The organism is Micromonospora sp. NPDC049903, assembly GCF_044460945.1.
Lineage (GTDB): Bacteria > Actinomycetota > Actinomycetes > Mycobacteriales > Micromonosporaceae > Micromonospora.
In genome coordinates this window covers 18,441-42,836 of the sequence record NZ_JBITKL010000019.1, presented here as the reverse complement: position 1 = coordinate 42,836, position 24,396 = coordinate 18,441, and the positions used below count along the sequence as shown (strand labels likewise).

At 73.2% G+C, this 24,396-nt stretch carries 11 protein-coding genes; all 11 read left to right on the top strand.

Features of this window, described 5'->3' with window-relative positions:
- Positions 1-2 precede the first annotated feature (2 nt).
- Entirely contained in the window at positions 3-1,400 is a 1,398-nt protein-coding gene (gene eccB / locus ACIBO1_RS24020; protein WP_396750207.1) for a type VII secretion protein EccB, read from the top strand.
- Positions 1,401-1,457: 57 nt separating this feature from the next.
- On the top strand, positions 1,458-1,757 hold the full coding sequence (locus tag ACIBO1_RS24015; protein WP_396750205.1) for a hypothetical protein: 300 nt from the start codon (positions 1,458-1,460) through the stop codon (positions 1,755-1,757).
- 35 nt (positions 1,758-1,792) lie between these two features.
- Complete coding sequence (locus ACIBO1_RS24010; RefSeq protein WP_387256962.1) at positions 1,793-2,089, top strand: WXG100 family type VII secretion target; 297 nt, start codon at positions 1,793-1,795, stop codon at positions 2,087-2,089.
- Positions 2,090-2,102: 13 nt separating this feature from the next.
- Positions 2,103-2,426, top strand: a complete 324-nt coding sequence (locus ACIBO1_RS24005) for a hypothetical protein (RefSeq protein ID WP_396750203.1) — start codon at positions 2,103-2,105, stop codon at positions 2,424-2,426.
- Positions 2,427-2,472: 46 nt separating this feature from the next.
- Positions 2,473-4,788 carry a hypothetical protein gene (locus ACIBO1_RS24000; protein ID WP_396750201.1) on the top strand — a complete coding sequence of 772 codons (2,316 nt, stop codon included), beginning with the start codon at positions 2,473-2,475 and terminating at the stop codon, positions 4,786-4,788.
- 15 nt (positions 4,789-4,803) lie between these two features.
- Positions 4,804-5,274: a YbaB/EbfC family nucleoid-associated protein gene (locus ACIBO1_RS23995; RefSeq protein ID WP_396750199.1), complete on the top strand. Its 471-nt coding sequence runs from the start codon at positions 4,804-4,806 to the stop codon at positions 5,272-5,274.
- Positions 5,271-5,606 carry a hypothetical protein gene (locus ACIBO1_RS23990; RefSeq protein WP_131053789.1) on the top strand — a complete coding sequence of 112 codons (336 nt, stop codon included), beginning with the start codon at positions 5,271-5,273 and terminating at the stop codon, positions 5,604-5,606. Before ACIBO1_RS23995 ends, ACIBO1_RS23990 begins: the two co-directional genes overlap by 4 nt.
- A 29-nt stretch (positions 5,607-5,635) precedes the next feature.
- Positions 5,636-17,752 (top strand): toxin glutamine deamidase domain-containing protein, encoded by a 12,117-nt coding sequence (locus tag ACIBO1_RS23985; protein ID WP_396750197.1) that lies wholly within the window; start codon positions 5,636-5,638, stop codon positions 17,750-17,752.
- A complete protein-coding gene (locus ACIBO1_RS23980) occupies positions 17,749-18,783 on the top strand; it encodes a hypothetical protein (RefSeq protein ID WP_396750195.1) in 1,035 nt (344 codons plus the stop codon). The genes ACIBO1_RS23985 and ACIBO1_RS23980 overlap by 4 nt, the downstream gene beginning before the upstream one ends.
- A 75-nt stretch (positions 18,784-18,858) precedes the next feature.
- A complete protein-coding gene (locus ACIBO1_RS23975) occupies positions 18,859-20,937 on the top strand; it encodes a hypothetical protein (RefSeq protein ID WP_396750193.1) in 2,079 nt (692 codons plus the stop codon).
- Entirely contained in the window at positions 20,934-24,254 is a 3,321-nt protein-coding gene (locus tag ACIBO1_RS23970) for a right-handed parallel beta-helix repeat-containing protein (protein ID WP_396750191.1), read from the top strand. The genes ACIBO1_RS23975 and ACIBO1_RS23970 overlap by 4 nt, the downstream gene beginning before the upstream one ends.
- The last annotated feature ends 142 nt before the right edge of the window (positions 24,255-24,396 follow it).

Genomic DNA, 24,396 nt, shown 5'->3' with positions numbered 1-24,396 from the left:
CCGTGCAGTCACGTCGGGACCAGGTGCAGGCCCAGTCGTACGTCCTGGGCCGGCTCACCGGTGCCCTGGTGGCGGGGGAGCCGGAGACGCCGGAGAACCCGCACCGCCGGATGCTGGTCGGCAGCCTCGCCGGGCTGCTGGTCGCCGCCCTGGTCGTCGCCGGCTTCGCGGTCTACGGATTCCTGCGTCCCGGCGGCGCCGACAGTTGGCGACAACCCCGACAACTCGTCGTCGAGAAGGAGACCGGCAGCCGGTACGTCCTCGTCGACGGCACGCTGCGCCCGGTGCTCAACTACACCTCCGCCCGGCTGATCCTCGGCGCTTCCCCGAAGGTCGTCTCGGTCTCCGGCCGCTCACTGGCCGACGTGCCACGCGGACGCCCGCTCGGCATCGTCGGCGCCCCCGACGCACTGCCCGCACCCGGAGCGCTCGACGGCACCACCTGGCACGTGTGTGCGCTGGCGACCCGGGACGGTGCGGGCACCCAGGCCATCACGACCACCCTGGCGGTCGACCGGTCGACGACCGGCACCCCGCTCCCCGCGGACCAGGCGATGGTCGCCCGCGTCGAGGCCGGCCCGACGTTCCTGGTGTGGCAGGGACGACGCTTCGCGTTGACCCGCGACTGGCTGAGCCGGGCCTTCGGCTACGACGGCGTACCCGTCCTGGTCGAGCCGGGTTGGCTGGAGCAACTGCCGGTCGGCCCGGACCTCGCACCGGTGCCCGTACCCGACCGGGGCCGACCGGGACCGGAGGTGGACGGTCGTCCCACCCGCATCGGCCAGCTCTTCGTGGTCCGCGTCGCCGGCCTGCCCGAACGTCACTACCTGCTGCAACGCGACGGACTCAGCCAACTCGGCCCGCTGGCCCACGGACTGGTGGAAAGCGACCCGGACACGGCCCGGGCGTACCGGCCGACGCCGGTGGAACCCACCGCGTTGAGCCCCGCGGCACTGGCCCGGCTGCCGGTCTCCACACAGCCGACCGTCGCCGCCGACCTGCCGTCCACCCCGCCGACCCGGGCCGACCCCGGACCGGGCCGCGTCTGGTGCGTGCAGCACACCGACGGCGGCGGCATCGGAGTGACGTCACGACCGCCGCTGACCTCGCCGGGCGCGCGCACCGTCGACGGCACCGGCATCACCCGCACCGCCCAGACGGCCGGTGCCGTGTCGATCGCCGCCGGGGTCGGCGGCCTGATCCGGCTCGGTCGACCCGGACAGCTTCCCGGCACCGGCTACTTCCTCGTCACCGATGCCGGGATCAAGTACCCGCTCGCCGACCCGTCCGTCGCCGAGACCCTCGGCTACCCCCCGGACGGCGCGGCGACGGTGACCAGGGCCCTGCTGGACCTGCTACCGACCGGACCACTGCTCGACCCCGAACTGGCCCGCAGATGACCGGCGCCGCGCCCGCGACGCCGCACGGACCGGACATCCGACACGAAGGAGAGCGAGATGCCCGCACAGACCGAAGTAGACGAACAGACCATCCGCCAGCTGCTGTCGGCGTTCGAGGTGGCGATGGCCAACTGCAACGCCGCCGACGCCAGCGTCGACGCGGTGAACTCGTCGATGCAGTGGCACGGCGAGGCCCGCACCCTCTACGGACAGGAGTTGGCGAACTGGCGCGGCGGCCTCAACCAGGTCCGCAACGGCCTGGAGATGCTGCGGACCGCGATGAGCCAGTACCTCCAGGCCACCAGCAACGCCGAGCAGGAGACCTCCACGCACTCCCGCTGGTACCAGGGCGACTGACCGCCTCCTCCGCACCCGAACGAAAGGAAATCCCGATGGCTACCTACGGCCTGAACCCCGACGGTCTGCTCGGCAGTGGAGAGGAGCTGCGCGGCGTCACCCGGTCGATCGACAACGCACTCGACGAGCTGAACGCCGTCGTCAACCGGTTCATCACCATGAACCTCGGCGGTGCCGCCGAGTCGTACCGGGCGGCGCAGACCGTCTGGGAAGGCGGCATGACGACGATGAACAACTCACTCGGTTCCGGTGCCGCCGCCATCGACCGGATCCGCGAGACGTACCAGGTCGCGGACGCCCAGGGCGCGGCCCTGTTCCAGGGCAACCTCTGAACGGGGTACGACGATGCCGATCCACGTCGACGACGGCATGCTCAACGACTTCGTCGCCGTCAACATGACCCTGGCCACCGAGGCACCCGCCGCCGCGAAGGGCCCGATCGACACCCTGGTCATCCGCCCCGGACACCAGAACTTCGCGATCGGACAGACCGTCGGCAACCTGATCCGCACCAACGGCGCCAACATCCAGGCGCGGCTGAACGAGATCAGCACCCTGTCCGCAACCCGTGGCCAGCAGCTGCGTTCGTTCATGGCGCTCACCGACGGTGCCGAGACGCTCAACGAGATGTCGGTCGCCGAGTTCGGCGCCCGCCTCCCGGCCTTCTGACCCGCGCCTCGGGCCCGGGCACACCTGCGACAACGGAGGGAACAACATGACCCAGCCTGGTGGCGGTCCCACCGCCGGCCGGTCCATGGAGTGGATGCCGGCGTTGCGGGACGTGCTCGGGTCCGAGGAACAGGCGGACCCCGGAGTCGCGGCCCGCAACACCTGGCTACAGCTCGACACCTCGTTCTGGCAGGTGACCGAGAACGGCAACCAGAGCCCGTGGAACCACTGGATGCCCGGCGACCAGGAGGGCTGGAACCGGATCACCCTCTATCGCAAACGCCGGCACGGCGGCCGGGACTCCCGGATGTACTTCCAGCTCATCCGTGGCTGGGTCACCTTCTTCGAGGGCGGCGACAACTCCCCGGCCAACCACTCGCAGAAGACGGTGACCGCCAGCGGACCGATCGTCTCCGGCATCCGCGCCAACGAGTTCCTGGACGCACAGACCTTCTTCGACGCCGCCCACCTCTACTGGCAGGTGACGGACTGGCTGATGAACGGCGGCCAACCCACCGTCCGGGCGGTGGTCGACCGGATCGACCAGGATCGGGCCGGCTTCGACGGGTCGGCCGCCGACGCGTTCGTCTTCGCCATGGACGACATGGCCCGGACCATGCTCTATCTCAAGGAGAACATCACCGAACAGGGTGACTGGGTCCAACTGCTCAACGACAACGGCAACGCGGTCAACGCCTTCAAGACCGCGATGGAGAACGCCTGGAACGCATTCGTCGCATACCGGTACCACGACCCGAACACGCTCGTCTGGGAGGTCCTGCGCTCCATGGAGCGACAGGTCGACGAGTACGACGCCCGCACCAGCAGCGGGACGTGGACGGCCGGGCCCGAGCAGCCGTGGATCTTCTCCTTCCCGGACCAGGGTCTCGGCACGTACGACCTGATGAGCAACGACGGCTGGACTCAACTGAACGACGGCATGAAGTCCACCTGGGTCAGCAACCTGGAGGCGTTGAACCTCGCCTCGCTCAACGCCACGCAGGCCCTCGTCACCAGCTTCGACCAGACGATCCAGGCGATGCGACGCGGGGTCTTCCCGCTGTACCGGGGTGTCTACTACTCGCCGCAGGACGACAACCCGTTCGGCAACGGGCCGAACAACCCGTTCGGCAACGGGCCGGGTGGGGGCGGCTCCGGCGGCGCCAACTTCGGCGGTGGCGGGAACGACGGCGGCTCCGGCGGCGCGGAGTTCGGCGGCGGTGGTGGCGGCTCCGGCGGCGCGGAGTTCGGTGGTGGGGGCTCCGGCGGTGCGAACATCGGCGGTGGGCCGGGCGGTGCGGGCTTCGGCGGCGGTCCGGACGGTGCACAGACCGGATCCGGCTCCGGTGGATCCTTCGACCCGTCCGGCCTGGGAGCGGGGGGATCCGGTGGCGGTGCGGGTGGGGAGTTCGGCGGCGGTGGCGCGGGCGGCGGGTTCACCGGCGGGCCGTCCGCCGGTGGCTTCGACCCGTCCGGTCTGGGCGGCGGCACCGGTGGTATCGGCGACGGAACGGGCGGCGGGGTCGGCCCGGTCGGCAGCGGCGGCTCTGTCGGGCCCGGCACCTTTCTGCCCGGCCTGGGTGGCGGTGTCGTGGGCGGTACGCCCGGTGGTGGTGGGTCCGGTGGCGGTTCCCGATCCGGGTCCGGCGGCAGCGGTGGTCTGGGCGGCCTCACCCCACCATCCACGCCGAACCCGTCGGGCGGTGATTCGGGCGTCGTCGGCGGTCCGGGCCGTGACGGCTCGGCCTCCGGCGGTGTGTCGACCGGTGGCAGCGGCGGCCTGGGTGGCCTGACCCCGCCGTCCACGCCGCACCCCTCGGTCGTCGACCCGGACGCGGTCGGCGGTGTGGGCGCCGGTGGCTTCGACTCCGGCAGCTCGTCGGGCGGCCTCAACGGCGGCGCGGTCATCGGCCCGATCGGCGAACCGCCGCCTGGCTACGTGGCCGGTTCGGCCCTGCCCGGCTTCGCCGGTGTGGCGGGCACCGGCACCGGCGCGGTCACCAGCGGCGGCTTCACCGCCGGCGCACCGTTCGGATCGGCTGGGGCGGCCGGTGCAGCCGGCGTCGGCATACCCGGCATGGGCGGCATGGGTGGCTTCCCGATGATGCCGCCGATGGGTGGCATGGGGCAGGGCGGCGGCCGGGACAACGACAAGGACCGCGAGCGCACCACCTGGCTCGCCGAGGAGGAAGAGGTGTGGGGTACCGATCCCGACTGCGCACCGGCCGTGATCGGAAGAGACGACATCGGCGAGGCGGACTCCGGTGAGGGTACGCGCACCGGCCGACCGGCCGTTCCGTCGCGCGGCCCCGGATCGCCGTACGGCCCGACGCACCGGGACACCACCCGGCGCCGGAACTAGCGGAAGGGGAACGAGATGCCAGGTCCCATGCAGGACCAGATCGAGCAGGCGTACGCCGAACTGGCGGCCAGCCAGGCGGCGATCGCCGACGTGCAGGCCCGACTCGACGGTGGCGAGACGAGCGTGACGTCGAAGAACCGGGTCATCACGGTCACCGTGAACAGCCGTGGCGACCTCGTCGACGTCCGGTTCCTGAGCCGGTCGTACCGCAGCATGCCCTCGGCCGAACTGGCGACCCTGCTCGTCGACACCATCGGGGAGGCCCGACAGCAGGCCCAGGCCGTCGTCGCGGCGGCCTTCGCCTCGGTCCTGCCGCCCGGGATGCCGGTCCTCGACATGATCAACGGGGAGGCCGACTTCGAGTCGATGATGAGCGACGCGCTCCGGCTGGTGAACGACCCGTGGCCGGGCGCCGACCCACCCCCGTCTCGACCGGCCGGGGGAGCAGCGCCCACGAGCGGCGACGGCACCGGGAGCCGGACGTGAGCGCCCCGCTCTCGGCGGACACGGACCGGCTGCGACAGGAGGCGTTCGCCGCCTACTTCGCGCACATGCAGGCGGTCGTCGAGACGTTCGAGGGTGAGGTGGGCGCGAATACCCCCGTCGTGCTCAGCGTGCGCGGCGAGGTCGACGAGGCGGTCGCCGCCGATCTGGACCGCGAGTTGCCGCTGGCGAGGTACGTGCTGACCGGCCTGCGGGAGCTGGCGGTCGGCGATGGCAGCCGCGTGGCGGATCTGGCCGCGCTGTTGGCCAGGTACGAGGCGGAGAACGGCGACACGGCGACCGGCTGGTCCGGCAACGGTCCGGTGCGTACCTGACGGTGTCGGACCGGGGGAGGTGAGCGGAGATGGGGATCGAGGCGTCGGACGACCTCGCCGGCTTCCTCAAGTGGATCTCGGGTGAGGACTTCCCCGGGACCGACGAGGACCGCCTGTTCGGGCTCTCACGGGCCTACAGCGGCGCGGCCGACGGGGTCGACTCCGCCCTGCCGCTACTCGTCGACGCCGTCCGCTCCATCCGACGCGGCGTCTCCGGCCGGGCCGACGAGGCGTTCGTCGAGTCGATGCAGGGGTACGTCCGCAATCCCGGCTACCTCGCGGCCGCCTCCGATCAGTTGCGCGACCTCGGTGCCAAGAGCCGCGCCTCGGGCACCCAGGTCCAGTACGTCAAGATGATGATCATCGGCGCGTTGATCCAGCTGATGATCGACTTCATCGTCGCCCTCGCCTTCTCGTTCTTCAATCCGGGTGCGGCACTGAACTGGCTGGCCGCCCGGGTCGCCGTCTTCCGCTTCCTGGTCCGTACGCTGCTCGGCCGGCTGATCCAGATGGTCGCCGTCAACCAGGTGGTCGGCATCGGCCTACAGGTGCTGATGGACGCCATCGTCCAGCGACTGCAACTGTCGGCGGGCACCCGCGACCGCTGGGACAGCAAGCTGACCCGCGACGCTGCGGCGGTCGGCGCGCTCGGTGGTGCGGTCTCCACCTTCCTCGGTCCGGCGATCAACCTGCTGGCTCGGCGACTCGGCGGCCCCGGCGCGCGGGCGCTGACCGACACCGGCGCCGACTCCGCGCCCCCGCCCGGTTCGACGTTCCGCCAGGCGCTCACCACTCCCGAGCCCAAGCCGACCGGGCGTCAGGCCACCGCCGACGCGGCCGGTGAGATGGCTTCCGAGGCGGTCGTCGAGTACCTGACCGAGGGCCTCTACGGGGTGATGACCGGCCAGGGATGGAACGTCGGCGGTGCGGCGGCGGTCTCCGGCGCGGTGTCCGGAGCTGCCAGCGCCGCCGGCACGAACATCGGCGACGCGATCCGGCCGGACCCCGACGGCAGTACCCGAGACGCCGAGCCCGACGACCCGGCGCCCCCTCGCACGACGCCGACACCGGATCCCACCTCGAAGTCGTCGCCCTCACCGTCTGATGACACCCCGCCACCCCTCGACGACCCCTCGTCGGCCGACATGCCGCCACCGCCCGGTCCGGATGGGGTCGGCACCCCCGCCGCGCCCGACGGCACCGGTACGCCTGCCGTGGTCGGTACGCCCCGAGGACCCTCCGACGGCAGATCCACCACGTCCGCCGGGCCGGCCCCGGCCACCGCACCCGGCACACCCGGGGGGCGGGATGCCGACCGGTCAGGATCACCACCGTCGGACGGCACCGGGGTCGTCGGCCCCGGGCGCCAGGGTGACCCGACGGGGCCGCACCCGGCGGGCGGACCGGTAGCGGCGGGTGCCGTCACCGGCAACGGTGTCGCGAGTGCCCCGACCACCGGCGCCACCCCGTCGGAGGGTGCCCGGCCATCGGTCGTCCCGGCGGCAGCCGTCGCCACGGCCGGTGGGCCGGCTTCCGCTCCACCGGTACCGCCTGCCGCGCCTGCGCCCCCGGAGACCCCTACGCCCTCGGTCGGCGGCCAGGCGCCCGCGACCCCTGCACCCACAGTGGGCGGGCAGGCGGCCGCGAATCCCGTGCCGGTCGCCGCCCCCACGCCGGTGCCGGCAGCGGCGACCACAACGGTCACCCCGGCCAGCACCACGGTCTCGTCCACCAGCCCGGCGCCCACCGGGTCACCCGGCACGCCGTCACCCGGCACGCCGTCGAACGGTCCGGTGCCGGTCCGGCCGGCGGCCGTGGCGGGCACGGCTGCCGCCCCCGCGCCGTCACCGGTGTCGTCGTCCCTGGCCACCTCCACCACTGCGCCGACACCGGTGCCGTCCTCCTCGGCCACCACCGCCTCCGCGTCGCCGCCTACCGCCCCGCTCGCCGGCCGGTCGGGAGCCGCGCCCACAGCGGCCACCACCGGGGCGAGCACCATCACCGTCACGCCGAACCTCAGCCCGGCCACCCCGCCCGCCCTCGGGCCGACGGACACCCCGCCGACGGACACCACACCGCAAACGGACGGTGGACCGAGGGGGGACCTCCGAGCGCGGAACGTCGAGTCGGGGATCGAGGCCATCCCGCGAGCCGATTCCCAGCCGGACGCCACGGTCGTCCAGCGGGACTACCCGTGGCTTCCCGGGATCAACCCGTACCGGCAGCGGCGGGGCGAGTTCGGCACGAACTGCGTACTCACGGCGATCGTCACCGACATGGCGTTCACCGAGATACTGCGGCCCGATGAACGCCTACAGTCGTCACCGTCCACGCTGGCTCCACTGGAACACCTGACCCGATACCGCGACCGCGCGCCGGTGGCCGTGGCGGACTTCGCCGCCGTCACCCGAGTCATGCGCTCGGCACCGCAGGGGTCGCGGGGCATCGTCGTCGTGCACCGGGCGGGCCGGGACTTCGCCCACGCGTTCAACGTGGTCCACGACCACAACGGGGTGGTCTTCCTCGACGGCCAGAACGGCACGCTCGCCGACCTCACGATTCAGCCCGACACGGTGCTGTTCGTCCCGACCACGGACGGCGTACCGGTCGACGGCCCGGTCCGGGGCCTGGACGTGCCGATCGGCGGCCGCTCGTCGGACACCACCGGCGGTCGGGCGGGCACGTCCGCCGGAACCGGCACGGACACCGGCGGCGACGCCGAGACAGTCGTCCCGCCGCCGACGCCCGAGGGCATCGAGGGAAACGAGGACGCAGCGCTGCACCGGGACGACGATCAGGAGGGGAGGCATCCCGCCCCGGATCCGCTCGACGACGGCCTGGTGGCGGTCCGTTATCTGTCCGCCGGCTCACTGGGCGCCGCCGAGGTGGTCCGGGTGGCCGGCCTCGCCGAGGTGGAGCAGGCCGCGCGGGATCTCGTCGGGCAGCGGGGCAGCCGGAAGGTACGCGGCCTCGACGAGTTCCTCCGCCGGCTGCACAACGACGCCGACGGCAGCGGCGACCTGCACGGGTTCGTCGGTCGCGGGGAACACGTCCCGGTCACCGTGGACGGCCGCCAGGTGGAACTGCGCGTCTCGGTGACGCTGGACGACCTCCGCCGGACCCCCGACCAGGATCCGGACAGCGTCCTGACCCGGGTCGACCGGGCCGGAGCGGTCACCACGACGAGCGGCATCGCCAAGTCGAAGAGCGGTGGCGTGGACGCGTCGGTGACGGTGAGCCCGGCCGGGGCTGTCGAGCCCGGCTTCGTCGGCGGCGGGCTCAACCTGCACGCGACGCTCCGGCGACTGACGCAGGCGTTGTCCACGGTCCGGTCCCTGGTCACCCATCGGCAGGCCCGGCCGAGCAACGGCGCCGACCGGATCGCGGCGAGGGCGACGTACCGGCTGGAACTGTGGGAACGCGCCGGCGACGGAACCAACCAGCAGGTCGGCCAAGCCCGGCTGATACCTACCGAAGCAGTCCTGAAGATTCCCCGGCACGCCCTGGTCGCCGACCAGAATCAGTCGCGGGAGGGAGGACTGGGGCCGTCGGCGACGACTCCGAGGGTGCACCAGGTCGAAGCCGCCGTCGTACCCGAGTTGTGGCGACTGGCCGAGCGCACGCTGCCGATCGGGCTGTTCGCGGTCGGCTCGGCGAGTCGGGCCGAGCTGACCCGCCTGCTCAGCGCCCGCAACGTCGAGGCCGCGCTGGAGGAGTTCGCCGGTGGGTTGCGGATCCCGGCGCTGTGGAACGAGGTGACCGGTGAGGCCGCCGGACCGTTCACCATCACCGCCAGCAGCGCTGAGCACATCGTCCGGTCCACCGCCTCGGACGTGGTGTTGCGCGACAGCGCGCAACTGGTGGTCGCCAACGAGCACAGCGCGGCGGCCTCGGCGAGTTTCGGGGCGGCGCTACAGGCCGGGTGGAATGGGCCGCGCGACGAGACGGGCGTACCGCTGACCGGGTCGGTCGGCGTCGGGGTCTCCGGCCGGCGGGAACAGGCGGCGTTGGGCGGCGGCAGCGGCGGACGCAAGCGGGCGGTGATCTACACCGGCGAGACCGAGTTACGTGACTACCCGGTGACCTGGACGATCCGGGGCGCCGGAATCGACGAGAGCTCCACCGAACCCGACCACCTTTTCGTCCGGGTGGCGACCGACCTCCCGCCGGACCTACCGTCCGGACAGGGCACCCACCTGCCGGCCGATGCGCAGGTGTTGACCGCGCCGCTCGGCGACGGGGCGGTACGGGACGTGACCGGTCTCGCCGGAGTTCTCGACGACATCGAGACCGTCCTCAGGGCGTACCCGGGTTTCGTCGTCGACGGCCCGGCACCGGTGGACACGATCCGGACCCTGCAGGACCTGATGGCGCACCGCCGTAACGAGGAGTCGCTACGGACCGCGCTGAGTCAGCCAGCGGTACGGGCCATGGTGGACAGCCTGTTCGACACCGGCATCGTCGTGGAGCTGAAGCGGTACGGCTGGTATCGCAACGAGTACGTGCGGGTGGAGCTCACCGCGACCCGGACCGCGGGACGTCGCACCGGGCAGTCCCAGACGATCTCGATGCGGGAGACCGACATCGGCGGCGACCGGGCGCAGGCCCACACCTCGGTCAGCCGGGACTACCAGGCCGGCATCCGCTTCGGATTCTTCGACCGGTGGCGCAAACCGTCGTCCCGGGCGCTGGCCGCCGCCGGCCTCGGCTACCAGTACACCCACACCGGCGGACGCAAACTGGTGACCGGACAGCAGGTCGCCCAGGTGGAGATGTCGGTCAGCCCGACGCCGAAGGACGGCCGGACCACCGTTCGCGAGTACGAGCTGGACCTCGACTTCCAGGTGACGGTGTCGTCGTACACCCGGCCCCGGGCGCTCTACCGCACCCTCTCCGCCGGCTTGCTGTCGCACCGGAGCGACCAGCAGTGGGTCAGCCTGCCGGAAAGGCAGCAACTGGCAGCCGAGAACCTGGAGTTCTCCGGCATCGAGCAACCGATCAGGCTGCGGTCCGGCACGATGCGAGTCTGGGTGTCCGAGCTGTGGGCCGACCGGATGGGCATCGAGGAGCCAGCCCCTCGACCGCCCGGCGCCACGGACGACCAGGCAGTCCCGGTCCTCCACGACGTCACCGAGACCGCCCCGCCGCCGCTGCCCTTCGCCGGCCTTCCACTGCGCTTCCACACCGAGGCCGTCGGTCCGCTCGCCCCGATCCGGAACTTTGCGCTCGAACTGGTCGAAAGCCTGCCGCACGGTGAGGTGCTGACGGCTCCGGGTACCGCGTCCCGCAGCCAGATCGACGCGTTCTTCACCCCCGAGTTCGCCAACGGACGAACCCGCACCCTGATCAGCCCCGGAGAGACCTCGGGCACGCTGTTCGCCGGTGGGGTGTTCCGCGACGACCTCGGCTCGCTGCAGGTCGCGTTCGTGCCGACCGCGTTCCGTCCGGTCGATCCCGGATCCTGGGAACTCGAATCGTCGATGGCGGGCAGCTACCCGATCACCTCGGCGCAGGTCACCGGCGGGATGCACACCCTGCGTCTGTTCGGGATCTTCGGGCACCGGGAGGACGGCGACTACGCCGGAAACGCCAGCCTGCAACCCGGTCTGCAGTGGCACACCGACCTGCGCACCACCTCTGCGACCGACACCGGCGGTGCCGAACGCAACGTCGTCCAGAGCGGCCCGTTCGTGTTCTACCGGGTCGACGGCGACTGGCACCTGACCGCAGGGACCCGGTGGGCCGGTGCGTCCGACTTCCTCACCGGTGCGATCGGCGTCCGGCACCAGCGGGTGTCGGTCGAGAGCGGAATGCTCATCGCCGTCGCCCTGCGCGACATCCACACCACCAACGCCTGGATCGCGCAGCACAACGCCGACCCGGCCCACGCCGACCGGCAGATCCCGCCACTGCCACTGCCTCCGGATGCACCCACCCCGCCGGACACCATCCACCTGACCCCGGCGACCGGCGCACCGACCTGGCACCTGCCCGAGCACCTGGCCCTGGACTCCGGGGACCTGGGCCGGGCCTGGGTCGACAACCTGGGCGGTCCGGACCTGTACGCGCAGGTCCGCGACCGGCTCCGGGAGCAGGGGGTGGACCTGCTGCCGGACGAGCCGTTGCAGGATCCGCTCGGCAACGTCGGACGGGCCCGAGCGATCTTCGGCCGTTTCGGTCTGGCCGCGTTCCTCGACAGCCTGCTCTCCAACGACCTGCTGGTACGGCTCTACGACCGGCGACGGATGCGCCGGTTCGCCTTCATCGCCCGCACGACCACCGGAGTCGACATCCGGATCCGGGCCCGACTCACCCCACCCCGCCTGACGGAGATCATCTCCGATCCGACCGAGATCGAGTACTACACCAAGGCCAGCCGGACCGCCGCCACCGACAGGTCGAGAGGCATCACCGTCGACGTCAGCGGAAGCTACGCGCCCGGCCGGGACACCAGCGGCAGCGACCCGGAGAACCCACCGACGCACCACGGGGGGACATTCGGTGCCGGACCCGGCGCCCGGGTCGGCCACCAGAGCGAGGCGGACCGGAACACCACCACGGCGACGGTCGACGAACGGGTCGTCACCGGCACCGGACCACTGATCGAGTTCGAGAGCATCCTCGAACTGACCGTCACCACCCCCAGCGGAACGAGCGGCGAACCGATCCGGGTACCGATCCGACTACGGATCCCCGAGTCCGCCACCCGGGTCCGTGAACCCGCGCCCGACCTCCGGGCGGCGGACTTGAGTGCGCCTAACCCGGACCGGCGTCCCACCGGCGGACCGCGCGCGCTGACCCCCGCGCAGACCGAGCCGAACGCCATCCGACGGTGGCAACGCGGTGGCACCCGATTGCCGACCGAGGCGATGGTCACCTCCTTCCCGGCCGCGCGAGCCTCCGAGGACGCGGCCCGGATGGCGGTCGCCGCCCACGCCCGCACCTCGACCGTCCAGCGCGCGATCGGCACCGACCCGCTGCGCAACCCGCGCTCCATCGTCCCGGCGGCCGTCCACGACCAGGCCACACCGGAGTGGTCGAAGGCGCAGTACCCGCGCATCGCGAACGAGGGCGTCACCACCGGTCTGACCGGCCCCGGCATCGTCCCGCGCTACCGAGCGGTCCACGAACGGTACGCCCGCCTGGGCCCGCCGTCGCTGGCCCGGATCGTCACCGACGACCGGATGGAGCGGCCCAAACAGGTCTCGGTCGCGACCACCACCCAGGCGCAGTCCCGCAACCTCGCCGGCTTCCAGGCCGACGTGCGGACCGGGACCGCCGGCATCAGTCCGGTGACCCGACACGACGCCCCGATGCCGGGCCAGCTCGGGGTCGGCGCGGCCGGTGCCGCCCGGATCGGCGCGACCGCCAACACCGGCTCGAACGTGAAGTACAAGGGCCGCACGATGGTCTTCACCTTCACCGCGCAGGAGCGGCACGTCGTCCGCGACCCGGCGGATCCGCCCGCAGACGGGGTCGGCACCGAGGTGACGCTGCCCGGCACGATCGAGGTGCAGGTGCCGGAGGAGGTGGCCCGCGCCAACGGCTGGCTCGACGACACCGACCCGGCCCGCCGTCACGCCATCGACTCGACGGTGGCCGCCTGGGAGAACGCCCTGACCAGCCGCGCCGCCTGGCTGCAGAAGGCGGCCGACTGGCGGGCCGCCGACACCGAGGTGCGCAACCTTCCCGACGACGCCACGACGGAGCAGCGGGAGCTGGCCGAGGAACAGGCCGGCATGGCCCGAGCCGAGAGCCGGGCGGCACAGGAGCAGTACCTGCAGGCCCGATCGGAGGCCGAGGGAGTCGCCGACCGGCTGGCCGCCGGTCGCCCTCGACAGCCGGACGACGTGACGGCCGACGGGATCCCGGCGTTGCCCGACGACCAGGCCGCCCGACGACGGTTCGAGGAGGAGCGGGGACGGTCCCTCGGCAACCTGAACCTGACCACCGCGCAGGACCTGACCACCGCCCTGGACCGTCACACCACCGACTTCCAGGCGGTACTGCGCCGCCCGCGTACCGCCACCGTCGACCAGCTGCGTCACCTGGCGACCGCCCGGGCCAACCGCGACCAGCTCGTCCAGCTCGCCGACCAGCTGCGTCGCGGCGAGCTGACCCCGGAGACGAACGCCGAGGTCGACGACGGACGAGGGGAACCGGCCGGACAACCGGGCGTCGACCAAACGCTGGTGCACCTCGCCGCTGCCGCCCGCGCCCTGCTCGACCAGGTCACCGCGAACCCACCTGCCGAGCCCGACCTGACCTCGGTGCTGCGGGCACAGCGCCGGGCACTGCGGCATCGCAGCGGATCACCCGGCGCCCGGCGGGGCACCTGGCTCCAGCACAGGTCAGCAGGGCTCCAACGCACGGCAGCCCGGCTCCAGCGCACGGTCGCCGGACGCCAACTGCAGCAGGAGTTCCGCCGGCTGGTCGGACCCGGTGGTCGCGCCGGCGGCGACCACCTGCTGGCCCGGGCCGCCGCGCTCGTCGCTTTGGCCGAGGAGATCGAGGCGCGCTGGCAGACCGGCACGACCGCAGCCGCCGCCCGGTACGCGGCCGAGTTCACCGACCGGCCCCTGCCGCCCCCACCGCCGCCCGGCCTGCCGCCGGTGGACCGGGCCACCGTCGACCGGCGAATCGCGGCACTGGACCCCGCCGCAGCGACCCAGCTCCGACGCCGCGCCGACGCCATCACCGCCGGACACGACGCCGGTACGCCACAGTCGGCCGCCGTACTACTCGACCACGGCTACCGGGTCATCGGTGCGCTGCTCGACGGCACCGATCCGCACACCGTCGCCCGCCGACTGGCCCAGACCCAGGACCCACCCACCGACCCGCCGACGACACCGGTCGACCGGACGGCCGAGGACGCCCGCCTCGTCGACGACCTCCGCCCCGAGCTGCGCGCCGCCGGCCAGGAAGCGTTCCCCGAGCCCACCCCGACCGGCTCCCGGACCCACCGGATCTCGATGGTCGACAACGACGACCTGCCGATGTACGCGGCGGCGCTGCACCTGGCACCGGAGAACCGAGTGGAGATCTACTACGACCCGGTCTCCCACCTGGCCGAGTACACCCGGGCCGCCGAGTCGGCGGGACTCGACGACCCGGTCGACCACGCCCGCCTCCCCGGCGAGCCGGACCTACCCGGCCCCGACGCGCCCCGGTCCGAGGTGGTCGGACACTTCGCCCGCCGGGGACTGGCCCGCGCCCAGCAGATCCGGGACGGCCTGATCAACCTCGGCGTCGCCGCGGACCGGATCAGACTCGTCTACACCGACGACGTCCACCAGATCGGTGGCCGGGCGGCCGGCGATCCGTACGAGCTGGTCGCCGACCACTATCGCACCGACGAACCGGCCGCCCGCGACCGGCTACGCACCGGCCTCCCGGGCAGGCTGTCCCAGGATCGCCGGGACCACCTCGACGACCGGATCCGCACGCTCGGGCTCGACGACGGGCAGCCGGTGATGCTGCTGTGGGTACGCCGCTCGTACCCCGAGCCGGACCTGCCGGACGCCTTCCTGGAGCAGATCGCGGACGGATACCGGCACCGCCAGCCGGGCGGGCGGGTGCTGCTGATCGGCGACGACCCCGGTCCCGCGCTGCGGACCCGCCGACCCGACGTGTTCGCCGACGCCGACCTGACCGGCGTCGGCCCGGCTCCCGCCGACCCGGCCGCACAGGCGTACCTGCTGGACCGGCTCCGACAGGACGGCCACCGACCCCTGCTCTCCGTCGGGATGCCGGGTAGCGGCGTCGACCTGTCGGCGTTGCTCGGCGTCGACACCGTCCACCTCGAACCACGGGCGATGCGAGGCGACACCACCGGTCGGGCCGCCCTCTCCGGCGCCCGGTACGGCGACTCGCCGGACGGCCCGGCCCCGCAGCGGGCCGGTGCGGTGTCGACGTATCGCCGGCAGCAGTTCGAGGCCCCGACGGAGTGGCTCCGCCACCACGCCCGACTCAACCGGATCGCTAACCGGCTGCCCGCAGACGCCACCGTCGGGCGACGACGGACGCACCTGCGGGAGCTACGGGCCGCGCTCGACGACTGGCGGCAGACGGTGGCGGACCAACAGGACCGGCTCACCGCCTCGGCGGACGACGCGCCGGACTGGATGGGCCGCAGCCAGGCGTACAACGATTCCCTGCTGGCCGCCCATCTCCGACTCGACCCGGACACCGCACCCGCGCATCTGCCCGACCTGCTGGTCAGCTCGATCCTGGACCACCAGATCGCGGCCGTCCACGCCCTGATCGCCGAGCTGGACCCGACCCGGCAACTGCGACTGACGCCGGGAGAACTGGACCGCCTCTTCGCGCAGGCGGAGGCGATGCGGCAGGTCGGGGACGACAGCCCGGCTGACCGACTCAGCAGCGACGAGGCCGCGCAGGCCGACCGGAGGGACCGGGCCGACGAGTACGCGCACGGGGTGCCGCTCGGGCGACAGGCGTGGCACGAACGCAGTGTCCTCGTCGTCGAGACCGACGGGCTGGGCAGCGTCGACCGGGACGGTGGGACCCCCCGCCCACCCGGACCGCCGCCCCCCGGGGATGGACCGACCGACGGGGACGGAAAGACCGACGGGGACGGAAAGATCGACGGTCGACCAAAGGGTAGGGACCCCGATCAGGATCGCGACCCGGCCGCTGCGAAGGACGCCTCCCACGCCGACGGGTCGCTGCACCTCCGGCCCCGACAGCAGGGCACCGGCGGTCGCCAGCGACACCCGACCGCCCCGGTGGACCGAACCGACGGCAGCCGGTCCGAGGTCGGGCGGACCATCGCCGACGTGCAGCGGCTCCTTTCCGTCGCACAGAGGCAACAGATGGTCGACGGCCTGCGCGACCGGCTCGACCGCATGCTGTCCCGCGTGCCGCACGACAGTCCGGACCACGCCGAGCTGCGCCGGTTGCGCGAACGCACCCGGGCCTGGCGCCCGGCCGGCGCCCAGATCACCGTGCCCGGTGCCGGGCGACTGCGGCTACGTGACGTCCCCGACGACCGTGACTGTCTGTTCTGGGCGGTGATCGAAGCCGGGCGGCGGCAGCGTGTGCCGCTGCCCGGCGACCCGGCCGGCCCGGCGGATCTGCGAGCCCACGCCGCCGACCTGATTGCGCAGCACCCAGCGAGGTTCGAGCCGCATCTCGGTCGTACCGCCGGCCGGATCCTCGCCGACCAGCTCGAGCACCAGCAGGTCGACACACGCCTCACCCCTGGCTGGACGTACGCGCCGCCCACCGCCGAGACCCGGGCCGCATGGCGCGACGAGGCGGAGCTCGCCGAGCTGCGCCGCCGCGCCAGAGCACACGACGTGAGCGGCGTCGACGACCTCACTCGGGAGGATCTGCGTGCGGTGTTGACCGAGAAGGACCCCGCGACCGTGCGGACCATCGCCGACCACGTGCAGAGCACGGTCGCCATGCGGGAGCGGCGTCAGCCGGTGGTGCAGTGGCGCGACGAGGTCGCCGCTCGGGTCGACCGCGGCGATCGCAACGTCCTGGGGATGCTCGCCGTCCATTTCACCGACCGCGACGAGGCAGGCAACGCCGAGGTGGTCAGGCTGGTCCTCGACACCGTCGAACGACACGGCCGGGCACCCAGCGGTGTGGAACTGCTGGAGGCCGCGATGCGGCAGCGCGACTTGTGGAACTCGGCGATCGGCGACGATGTGCCGACCGCCCTGGCACTGGCTCTCGACCTCGACATCGTCGTCGTCCCCATCGACGGAGGCCCCGGCCGCGTGCCGTTCGTGACCGGGGCACCCCAGCCGTTGCAGCCGTTGGCGCCCCGCCGTCTCTACGTCGCCCGCACCTTCAACCACTTCCAGTCCCTCGAACCGGCCGACGGCACCACGTGGGCCGGTGGGGTGCACCCGCCACCGTCCGGCACCACCGCATCGGGGAGCGCACTCCAGCGGCACCACTCCGATCTCGATCCGACCGCACTGCACCAGGCAGTCGACGCCGTCGTCATGCGGTACGACCTGTCCCCACCGGTCGATCCGGCGTTCCTTGACGGACTGCGCACACGGATCCAGGAGGCCCTGCTTAACGGCGCGGACCCGGTGGCCGCCGCCGACCGGTACGCCGCCGACCACGGCCACCTCCCCACGACCTTCCAGGCGGGACCATGACCGGAGACCACACGCTCGCGCTGCACCACCTCCTGCTCCGCCTCGACGGCCGCCTCCCCGACGACCTGGTCAGCGAGGCGCGTACCTGGCTCGCCGACGGCCTGGCGCTCGACGTCGCCCAGGCGATCGTGTTCACCGCGCTGACCGGTGACGTCCCGCTGACGGCGACGGACGCCGCCGTACTCTCGGAAACGCTGTCGGCGGGCGGCACCGACACCGCCGCCCTCGCCGAGGTCCGACGCGCCGACGGACCGCCACCGCCCACATACGGGCTGGCGCCCGCCGATCCGAAGGCACTGGCCGCACAGCGGATGCCGGCCATCCTCGACCTCACCAGCGGGCACGCCGGCCCTGGCGCACCGGACCCGGTGGACACCGCGATCGTCGCCACGATGCCGGCGGTGACCGGCGTCGAGGCGCTGTGGCGGTCATGGCGCTACCCGACCGACGGCACCCCACCCCGGCGCGCCTACCTCGTGCACCGACCCGACGGCCCGCTGCCGACGGCCGCCGCCGGGTTGCAGGCCGTGCTGCGCGAAGCGGGGGAGAGCGCACCACTGGTGCAGGTCTTCGACGACGAGACGACCCTGCCCGCGCAGCACCGGATCGCCCTGGACTGTGCGGCGCTGCTGTGGACCGCCCGGCCACACCCCCCGATCAGGGTCGCCGAGTCACCCGACTTCACCCCCGACCAGCCCCGCCTCGACGGGCCGGACCGCGAGCAGGCGCTGACCTGTCTCGCGTCCGGCGTGCCGCTGCTGACCACCGCGACCCTCCTCGACGACGCCCTGGACCGCTCCCGGACCGGGGCCGTACCCACGGACCTGCGCACCGACGGCGAGTGGATCTGGAGCGACACGATCACCTACTACCTCGACCGGCACCGGCTCGCACCCGGTCCCGCCTTCCTGGCCCATCTGCTCGCCAGCGGCACCGACCCGCCCGAGGTCGGGCCCGCCGCGCTACACCGCGCCCGGGCCGCACTGCGCTCGACGCCCACCGACCGGCGGGAAACCCCACGCCGACCATGAACCGTCCCGACCCTCCGGTCGTAGTGGGGGCACTCGGCCGGTACGCCCGCGACCGGGTGGAAGGGAGAACCACGGATGGCCTCGACGAGGGCGGCGGTGGGAGGGGTGCTGACCGAGTCGGTCGGCGACGCGCTGCTGCTGCGCACCGCAGCCGAGGACCCCGATCCCGTGGTACGCCTCGTCGGCTCGCTGCCCGCCGAGGCCGACCAGATCACGGTGGTCAGTACGCCACAGGTCACCGCCCTGCCGCAGTTCTTCGTGGTGCTGTCCCGGGTGCTCGGGGCGGAGTTGGGCGGCAGCGCCGACGGGATCCGGCTGCTGCCGCTCGGCGAGTACGCCGACCGTTCTGTCGTCGACCGGGCCGCACGTGGGCTGGCGGAGCGGATCGGCCAGGCGGTGACGATCCCACGGGACCCGCTGCCCGGGGACCAGACCGGGTGGACCGGCCCGTACGAGTGGCGGGTCTACCCACCCGGCCGCCCGGCCGGAACAGGCCAGGACTGGCCCGCCCCGACACCGCCCACCCGCGCCGTGCCGCCGGGCGTACGCACCGCCACCGGGTGGTCGTTGCTGGACACCGGCTCACCCGTCGCCGGGTCACCTGCCACTGGGAGCGCAGCGGCGGGATTCGTGGTGCAGATCGAGGTCGGCGCGACCGGGTTCCGGATCGCCGGTCGGCCGGTGCCACCGGCGACCCTGGCCACCCTGCTCACGACCGTTCGGGACGACGACCCCCGTCCGGTCGTGCTGGTCGTCACCGGCACGACACCGACCGGGCCGGCCGCCGCCGGACTGATCTTCGGCGGGCTGGCCGCCGCCCTCGGTGAACCGATCCTGGTCTGCACCGGCACGGTCACCGCGGCCGACGACGGAACACTGACGACCACGACGACGTTCCACCGCTGGCCGCCCCGCAACGGTCCCACCACACCACGTCCACAGGAGATCGGTGCCACGCTCTCCGTCGACCCGGATCCGGACGGTCCTGCGGCGAGCGACGAACCGATGCCGGTGGCCCTCGACCCTGCCACGATCATCGAACTGCGCGACGGGGACCGGTGGCGGGTGCCGACGGCGGTCGACCCCGCCCGACTCGCCACCGACATCCCGGTCACGGTCCCCGCGAGCCCGAGCCCGAGCCCGAGCCCGAGGCCGAGCCCGACCGGCCCGGCACCTGTCCACGGTCCGCCGCCGGTCCCGCCGGTGGTGACGTCCGGCGGACGGACCGCTGGCGCGCCACCCGTGGTGCCAGGGGAGTCCGGGTCGCCCACGCCGCGGCCCGGGCCCACCGGCCCGGACCACACGCACCCCGAGGCGCCGCCCGGACCGGCCCCGTCCCGCGCCGTCGCGCGCCGGCTCGACGACAGGTGGGGCCCGGACGACCGGACCCGACTCCGACAGGTGCTCGACGGCCGCTACGACGGGTACGCCCGGATGGTGACCCGGGTGCTGGCCGAGGAGCCGGGACTCCGGGCCGCCGGCGCCGCCGCCGACGTGGTCGCCGCCCTGGTGGCACTCTGCGCGTACGGCGGATCCGAGCGCGACCGGATCAACGACGCCCTGCGCGGCGGCCCGGATGGCGTCCCGGAGCTGTTGCTGCTCGCCCGTGGGGCCCGGCACGGACTGCGCCGGCTGCCCACCGTCCTGGGACCGGTACACGCGCACGGGGAGGTTCCGAGCCCGATACTCGACCGCTACCAGCCCGGCGACGAACTGGTGGAGCCCGCCTTCGTCGACGTGGACCTGGTCCGGCGGCCTACCTCGGCGGCGACCGTGGAGTTCGCGATCTGGTCGGCCACCGCCCGCCGCGTCGACCGGTTCGGATCGGGTGCCCTCTTCCCGCCCGGCAGCCGCTTCGTCGTCCTCGCGGTCGACCCCGCCGACACCCCCGGCCGGCCGCCCCGGGTACTGCTCGGCGACCTGGCCGGCGCCGGGCCGCAACCAGCCCGCACCGTCGGCCGGATGCGCGACCGACTACGCCAGGCGCAGGAACAGCACGTCCCGCCACCGTCCGACGCCACCGACCCCCACGGGACCAGCCGGCTGCTGCGGTTCGCCCCCGGCCTGCACGACGACGGCCGGCGTCTCGTCCCCGAGCCATCCGAGGCCACCGGCCCGGCATCCGACCCCGAACGTGGAGGTACCCGACCGTGAGCCAGAGTGTGCTGTCGGTCTCCCAGACCGATCCGGACTGCCTGCCGACCATCTCCGAGGCACTCGCCCTGGCCCGTCCGGGTGTCACCGTCGTCGTGCAGCCCGGCATCTACCAGGAACGGTTACGGCTCACCGGCGACGTGACCCTGGTCGCCGAGGACGGCCGGGGGTCGGTCACCGTGCACGGCGTGGGCGGCCCGGCGGTCTTCCAGTCCGGTGGCACCGTGGCGCTGCGCGGGCTGGTCCTCACCGGCGGCGACGAGGCGTTCCCGGCGGTCCAGGTCGCCACCGGCACCCTGCGCATGGCCCAGTGCGAGGTGCACGCCGACGCGGTGGTCGGCGTGCACGCCGCCGCCGGCCGCCTCGAACTGAGCGACTGCCTGGTCAGCAACCCGGGCGGCGCCGGCTTCCTGATCGACGGCGGTGCGGCCGGTACGGTCACCGACACCACCGTGCGCAACGTGGCGGCGGCGGCCGTCGTGATCGCAGGCGGTGCCGACCCGGTCTTCCGCCGCTGCACGGTCACCGACGTGCGGGGTGCCGGGGTGCTGTCCACCCGCGCCGGTCGGGGCCTGGTTGACGGCTGCGACATCAGCGCGGTCGACGGCCCGGCCGTCGCGGTCGAGCACGACGGGACGGTACGCGTCGAACGCAGCGTCGTGCACGACAGCCCCGGCTCCGGGCTGATCACCACCGGCGGTCGACCGGTACTCGACGACTGCGAGTTCCGCGACCTCGGCGGCCACGGCATCGTCGTCTCCGGGGACGCCGATCCGACCGCCCGTCGGTGCACCGTCACCGGCACCACCGGCCACGGCGTGATCGTGCTGGGCACCACCACCGGCACACTTGTCGACTGCCAGATCGGCGCGACCGGGGCCGCCGCGTTCGCCGTCACCGGACAGGCCACGCCCCGGGTCGAGGGCGGCCGGATCGGCGGCGGCACCGGGATCGCGGTGCTGCTCGACGGTGCGGTCGGCGGCACGTTCACCGGAGTGACCGTCGACGGTGGCCGGACCGGCTTCCTGGTGCGCGCCGGTGCGGACCCGGTGCTGACCGACGCAACCGTCCGCGACTGCACCGGCTACGGCATCGAGTCCGTCGACGGCGGCCGTGGCACCGTTCAGGGCGGCACGGTCACCGGCGGCACGGCCGCGGTCCGGGTGGCCGCCGACAGCGCGCTGACCCTGACCGACTGCCGGATCCGTGGCGGCGGCGTCGGGCTGCTCGTCGCCGACGACGGATCGGTCACCGCCACCTCCTGCGACGTCGCGCAGACCGGCGGATCGGGTGCCGACGTCGGTGCCGGCGCACGGCTGCGTCTCGTGCAGACCCGGGTGCACGGCTGCACCGGCCACGGCATACGGTTCGCCAGCCGGTCCGGGGGACGACTCGACCGGTGCGAGGTCTTCGACAACACCGGCGACGGCGTGGTGGTGGAGACCCTGGAGCCGGTGCCGATGGACGGCACGACCGTCCGTGGCAACGCCGGCCAGCAGGTACGCCGGACCGTACCCGCGACGGGATCCGTGCCGGCGGACGGTGGCCGGTCGGACGAGGCCCCGGCACCGGCGGCCCGCCCGGCACCGGCACCGCCCGGCAGCCCGGCACCGCCCGTCGCCGCGGACGGACCGGACCGGCCGGGCGACGACCCGGCCACCCCGCTGCTGGCGGAACTCGACGCCCTGGTCGGACTCGCCGCAGTCAAACGCGAGGTGGCGACGATGGTCGGACTGCACCGGGTGGCGCGACGGCGCAGCGCCGCCGGCCTGCCGATGCCGCCGATGTCCCGGCACATGGTCTTCGCCGGCGCCCCCGGAACCGGCAAGACCACAGTGGCCCGCCTATACGGCCAGATCCTGGCCGCACTCCAGGTGCTGCCCGGCGGACAACTGGTCGAGGTGTCCCGCGCCGACCTGGTCGCCGAGCACGTCGGCGGCACGGCGGTGAAGACCACGCAACGGTTCACCGAAGCGATCGGCGGCGTGCTGTTCCTCGACGAGGCGTACACGCTGGCGCCGGTCGACGGCGGCGGCGGTCACGACTTCGGACGGGAGGCGATCGACACCCTGGTCAAGCTCATGGAGGACCACCGCGACGAGGTGGTGGTGATCGTCGCCGGATACTCCCCGCAGATGCGGGCCTTCCTCGACTCGAACCCGGGGCTGGCGTCCCGCTTCTCCCGCACGGTCGAGTTCGACAGCTACACCGACGACGAGCTGGTCACCATCGTCGAGCGGCTGTGCAGCACCCACCACTACTCGCTGGAGTACGACACCCGCCTGGCGCTGGCCGGATGGTTCCGGGCGATGCCGCGCGGCGAGTCGTTCGGCAACGCCCGGGTCGCCCGCAAGGTGTTCGAGGACATGATCGGCCGGCAGGCCTACCGGCTCTCCGAGGCCGGTGCCTCCTCCGGAGTGGAACTGGCGCAACTGCTGCCCCAGGACCTCGGTGTCGCGCCCGAAGCCGAAGGCAGCCCGGGTACGCCCCGACTCTCCGAACTGGACATGCTGCTCGGCGAACTCGGCAACATGATCGGACTTGCCGGGGTGAAGCGTGAGGTGGCCGAGCTGATCGACCTGCTGGCCAACATCCGCCAACGGGTCCGCGCCGGACTACCCGCCCCGTCGGTCTCGCGGCACCTGGTCTTCTCCGGCCCGCCCGGCACCGGCAAGACCACCGTCGCCCGCCTCTACGGCCGGCTGCTCCACGCGCTCGGTGTGCTGACGGCCGGGCAACTGGTCGAGGTCGCCCGCGCCGACCTGGTCGGTGAGTACGTCGGCCACACCGCGCACCGGACCAAAGAGGCGTTCGAACGGGCTCGCGGTGGCGTCCTGTTCATCGACGAGGCGTACACCCTCGCGCCGCTGGACGCCCGCAACGACTTCGGACGGGAGGCGATCGACACCCTGGTCAAGCTCATGGAGGACCACCGTGACGAGGTGGTGGTGATCGCCGCCGGCTACGAGACGGAGATGGCCGCCTTCCTGGCCGCCAACGCCGGCCTGCAGTCCCGGTTCACCCGCCGGATCCACTTCGACGACTACTCGCCGGACGAACTCGTCGCGATCTTCGAGGGACTGGCCCGGGCCAGCGGGTACGAATGCCCGGGAGACACGTTGACGGCCCTACGCAGCCACTTCGAGCAGGTGGAGACCGGCCGTACGTTCGGCAACGGCCGGTACGCCCGGCAACTGCTCGACGAGGTGGTCACCCGGCAGGCGCGCCGGCTCCGCTCGGTCACCGCCCCCAGCGTCGACGACCTGCGGACGCTGCGAGTCGACGACGTCCGGGCCCGAACGACTGTCCACATGTGACATCGGCGACCATGCGCGAGTCGGTACCGGATCGTGAAGTGACGCCCGTATGCTTTCGCCCGCACCGTCGGTACACGAAGCCAGGCAGGGCCGAGAAGTGGGCCCCGCCCCGGCACCGACGGTGGCCGGACAGGAAAGGCGG